The organism is Natronomonas sp., assembly GCF_028274965.1.
In the GTDB taxonomy this organism is placed as follows: Archaea; Halobacteriota; Halobacteria; order Halobacteriales; family Haloarculaceae; genus Natronomonas.
The window spans coordinates 1-4895 of the sequence record NZ_JAQCNO010000060.1 but is presented as its reverse complement, the minus strand read 5'-3'; the positions used below and the strand labels follow the sequence as shown (position 1 = coordinate 4895).

Genomic DNA, 4895 nt, shown 5'->3' with positions numbered 1-4895 from the left:
GGGTACACCGCCCACCGGATCGAACTCGAAAAACCCATCAACGACGGCTCCGAGGGTACAGACGGCGACGCGTAGCGCCCCGCGTTGCGCCAGGGGAGCTTGGGCGGTTCAAGCACCCGACTTGTAATCGGGAGTTCGTGGGTTCAAATCCCACCCCTGGCTTGCACTCTCGGATCCGAAACCTCCACCCGGGCTTCCCTCTCGCCCGTTTTTGCCCCGCCGCCGGTGCGATCGTCTCCGACCGCGAACGGAGAGACGCCCCCGAGACTACGGACGGAGACGGGGGCTACAGGAAGCCCTCGACGTGGTCGGCGACCTCGTTCGGCGTGTCGCCGACCGGCACGCCGGCGTCGTTGAGCGCCGCTATCTTCGACTCGGCGGTTCCGGTCCCCGACCCGGAGACGATCGCCCCGGCGTGTCCCATCCGCTTGCCCGGCGGGGCGGTCCGACCGGCGATGAATCCGGCGACCGGCGTGTCCATGTGCTCGCCGATGAACGCGGCGGCCTCCTCCTCGTCCTCGCCGCCGATCTCGCCGCACATCACGACCGCGTCGGTCTCGGAGTCGCGCTCGAAGAGTTCGAGGGCGTCCACGAAGTCGGTCCCGATGATCGGATCGCCGCCGATGCCGACGGCGGTCGTCTGACCGATCCCCCGCTTCGTCAGGTTGTCGACGACCTGGTAGGTGAGCGTCCCCGACCGCGACACGAGGCCGACGTTCCCCTCGGCGAAGATGTTCCCCGGGAGGATCCCGAGTTTCGCCACGCCGGGCGTGATGAGCCCCGGACAGTTCGGCCCGATCAGGTGCGTGTCGGTCTCGCCAAGCCTCCGGTAGACCCTCGCCATGTCCTGCTGTGGGACCCCCTCGGTGATCGCAACGACGAGATCGACCGGCGAATCGAGCGCCTCGAACAGCGCGTCGGCGGCGAACGCCGGCGGAACGAAGACCACCGACGCGTTCGCGTCCTCCTCGCGTGCGGCCTCGTGGACGGTGTCGTAGACGGGGACGCCCTCGACGTCCTGTCCGCCGCGCCCGGGCACCGCCCCCGCGACGACGTTCGTCCCGTACTCCATCATCTGTGCGGTGTGGAACTTCCCTTCTCCGCCGGTGATGCCCTGTACCACGACGCGCGTGTCGGTATCGACGAGAACACTCATTGGTTCGCCCCCTCCGCGTAGCTGACGGCGCGCTGGACGGCGTCCTCGAGCGTCTTCTCGACCGTGACCAGGTCCGTGTTCAGGATCTCCATGCCCTCCTCGGCGTTCGTACCGGCGAGTCTGACGACGACCGGCTTCGGGATCTCCTCGAAGCGCTCTAGGGCCTCGTTGATGCCCTTTGCGACCTCGTCGCCCCTGGTGATCCCGCCGAAGATGTTGAACACGACCGAATCGACGTTCTCGTCGGAGAACACCATATCGAGCGCGTTCGTGACGCGTTCGGCCTTCGCGCCGCCGCCGATGTCGAGGAAGTTCGCCGGCGCCCCGCCGTAGTAGTCGACGAGATCGAGCGTCGTCATCACGAGCCCGGCCCCGTTGCCGATGATCCCGGTGTTGCCCGACAGGCGGACGTAATCGAAGCCGTACTCGTTGGCCTTCGCCTCCAGTTCGTCGCCGGCGGCCTCCTCCTCCATCGCTTCGAGTTCGGGCTGTCTGAACAGCGCGTCCTCGTCGATGTTCATGACCGCGTCGGCGGCGATCACCTCGCCGTCGGCCGTCACCATCAGCGGGTTGACCTCGATCTCCGTGGCGTCGCGTTCGGCCCAGAGCTCGTACAACTGCGTCAGGATCGACGCCGTGTCGATCGCGACGTCTTGGTCGACGCCGGCGTCGAAGACGGCCTTGCGGGCCTGATACGGGTGGAGTCCGAAGGCGGCGTCGACGTGCTCGCGGACGATCGCACCGGGCTCCTCGGCGGCGACCTCCTCGATGTTGACGCCGCCGCGCGTCGAGACCATCGCGACCGGCTTCCCCTCGCCGCGGTCCATCGTCACGCCGACGTACAGTTCGTTGGTGAAATCGACCGCGGCCTCGACGAGCACGCGATCGACGTGGAGCCCCTTGAGGTCCATCCCGAGGATCGCCTCGGCGGCCTCGCGGGCGGATTCGCCGTCCTCGACGATCTCGATCCCGCCCGCCTTTCCGCGCCCGCCGACCTGTACCTGGGCCTTGATAACGACCGGAAACCCGATGTCCTCGGCCGCCTCGACAGCCTCCTCGACCGTCGACGCGAGCACCGAGTCCGGGACCGGGATCCCGGCGTCGGCGAACACGCCTTTCGCTTGATACTCGTGAAGCTTCATGCTCGGTTGTGTGCGGACCTCGGCGGACCCGGAGTTAGTGTTTCCGGAACGGCCCTCGACGCCGCCGGTCCGGCCGTCGCGATAGCGGAACGCCTTTTTCATCGCTGGCCGTTCGTGAGCCAAGACCATCACATGACGGACATGGAAGACAAGATCGAGGAGGTCCGCGAGATGAAACGCGAGGCGGCCCGCGGCGGCGGGGACGAGCGGATTCAAAAGCAACACGAGAAGGGCAAACTCACCGCCCGCGAACGGATCGAGTACTTCCTCGACGACGGGACCTTCGAGGAGTTCGATCAGCTCAAAACCCACCGATCGACGAACTTCGACATGGCCGACACGCGGCCCTACGGCGACGGCGTCGTCACCGGCTACGGCGACGTCGACGGGCGGACGGTGTTCGTGTTCGCCCACGATTTCACCGTCTTCGGGGGCTCTCTCGGCGAGGCCTTCGCCGAGAAGGTCTGTAAGGTGATGGACCGGGCGCTCGAGACCGGCGCCCCGATCATCGGCCTCAACGACTCCGCGGGGGCCCGGATCCAGGAGGGGATCGACTCGCTTGCGGGGTACGCCGACATCTTCCACAGAAACCAGAAGGCCTCCGGCGTCGTGCCGCAGATCTCGGCGATCATGGGCCCCTGCGCCGGCGGCGCGGTGTACTCGCCGGCGATCACCGACTTCATCTACATGGTTCAGGACACGAGCCACATGTTCATCACCGGCCCGGACGTGATCGAGACCGTCACCGGCGAGGAGGTCGGCTTCGAGGAGTTGGGCGGCGCGAGCACGCACACGACCGACTCCGGCGTTGCGCACTTCTCGGCGGCCGACGAGAAGGAGGCCCTCGACGACATCCGGTATCTGCTCTCGTATCTCCCCTCGAACAACGTCGAGGACCCGCCCCGCGTCGAGCCGTGGGACGACCCCGAGCGCCGCGACGAGGAACTCGAAGGGATCGTTCCGAACGAGCCACAGAAGCCCTACGACATCGTGGACGTGATCGACCGGGTCGTCGACGAGGACTCGTTTTTCGAAGTCGCCGAGTCGTACGCCCGCAACCTCGTGACCGGGTTCGGCCGCCTCGACGGCCGCTCCGTCGGTCTCGTCGCCAACCAGCCCCGCGTCAACGCCGGGACGCTCGACATCGACTCCTCGCTGAAGGGCTCGCGTTTCGTCCGCTTCTGTGATGCGTTCAACATCCCGATCGTCACGTTCGTCGACGTCCCGGGGTTCATGCCCGGGACGGACCAGGAGCACAACGGGATCATCAAACACGGCGCGAAGCTTTTGTACGCCTACAGCGAGGCGACCGTCCCGCTTTTGACCGTCATCACGCGGAAGGCCTACGGCGGCGCCTACGACGTGATGGCCTCGAAGCATCTCGAGGCCGACGTCAACTACGCCTGGCCGACCGCCGAGATCGCGGTCATGGGCCCGAAGGGCGCGGTCAACGTCCTGTACCGCGACGAACTCGCCGACGCCGACGACGTCGAGGCCCGCCGCGAACAGCTCATCGAGGAGTACCGCGACACGTTCGCGAACCCCTACATCGCGGCCGAACGCGGGTTCATCGACGACGTGCTCGAACCGGCGGACACGCGACCGCGGCTCATACGCGACCTCGAGATGCTCGGATCGAAACGCAAGGACGGCCCCGACCGGAAACACGGGAACATCCCGCTTTGACGATGGAACTCGACGTTCCGGACGACGCCGACGCCGACGAGACGGCCGCAATCGCCGCCGCGATCCGCGCACACACCGCCGCCCTGGCGACAGCCGACAGGGGCGACGACGAGCGCCCGCGGGACGCGTGGCGACTGACCGGCCGGATCGAAGCCCTCCAGAACAGACGGGTTCGGGCGCCGGAGACCGCGCCGCGGGACGGGTGGAGCGCCGCCGGTCGCACGGAGCGCTTTTGAGCGACGCGGTCGGATGCGCCCGGTGAGGGCGGCCGTGACCGACCGACCGACAGAATAAGGTACTCGGGGGGACAGCGCTCGGACAACATGTTCGAGAAGGTTCTCGTCGCCAACAGAGGCGAGATCGCGGTTCGGGTGATGCGCGCCTGTGACGATCTCGGGATCGACACGGTGGCAGTGTACAGCGAGGCCGACCGCAACGCCGGGCACGTCCGGTACGCCGACGAGGCGTACAACGTCGGCCCCGCCCGCGCCGCCGACTCGTATCTCGATCACGACGCCGTCATCGACGCCGCCCGCCAGGCCGGTGCGGACGCGATCCACCCGGGGTACGGGTTTTTGGCGGAGAACGCGGCGTTCGCCGAGAGCGTCGAAGCGGCCGAGGGGATCACGTGGGTCGGCCCGGCGAGCGAGACGATGGAACAGGCCGGCGAGAAGACGAAGGCCCGGACGGTGATGAGCGAGGCGGACGTGCCGATCGTCCCGGGAACGACCGATCCCGTCGAAGAGCCGGAGGCGGTCCGGACGTTCGGCGAGGAGTACGGCTATCCGATCGCGATCAAAGCCGAGGGCGGCGGCGGCGGTCGCGGCATGAAGATCGTCCGCGGCCCCGAGGAGGTCGACGACGCCCTCGAGAGCGCCAAACGCGAGGGCGAGGCGTACTTCGACAACGAC

The 4895-nt window shown here is 67.6% G+C and carries 5 protein-coding genes and 1 tRNA gene; 4 read left to right on the top strand and 2 right to left on the bottom strand.

All coding sequences use genetic code 11. The features are described from left to right. Positions 1 to 88: 88 nt before the first annotated feature. A tRNA-Thr gene (locus Q0916_RS09670) sits at positions 89 to 162 on the top strand. 124 nt (positions 163 to 286) lie between these two features. Here the strand turns inward: Q0916_RS09670 and sucD are convergent. Next, positions 287 to 1156: a succinate--CoA ligase subunit alpha gene (gene sucD / locus Q0916_RS09665; RefSeq protein ID WP_299236992.1), complete on the bottom strand. Its 870-nt coding sequence runs from the start codon at positions 1154 to 1156 to the stop codon at positions 287 to 289. After that, entirely contained in the window at positions 1153 to 2298 is a 1146-nt protein-coding gene (sucC, locus tag Q0916_RS09660) for an ADP-forming succinate--CoA ligase subunit beta (protein ID WP_349254524.1), read from the bottom strand. Before sucC ends, sucD begins: the two co-directional genes overlap by 4 nt. Positions 2299 to 2439: 141 nt before the next feature. On the opposite strand from sucC, the gene Q0916_RS09655 reads away from it, so the two are divergent. The 3 genes from Q0916_RS09655 to Q0916_RS09645 all read left to right on the top strand — a co-directional run. Then, positions 2440 to 3984, top strand: coding sequence for an acyl-CoA carboxylase subunit beta (locus Q0916_RS09655; protein WP_414689332.1), 1545 nt, complete (start codon positions 2440 to 2442; stop codon positions 3982 to 3984). 2 nt (positions 3985 to 3986) lie between these two features. Then, a complete protein-coding gene (locus Q0916_RS09650; protein ID WP_299236988.1) occupies positions 3987 to 4220 on the top strand; it encodes an acc operon protein in 234 nt (77 codons plus the stop codon). An 87-nt stretch (positions 4221 to 4307) separates the two neighbouring features. Then, positions 4308 to 4895, top strand: a 588-nt coding sequence (locus Q0916_RS09645; RefSeq protein WP_299236986.1) for a biotin carboxylase N-terminal domain-containing protein, incomplete at its 3' end; no start/stop codon positions are given.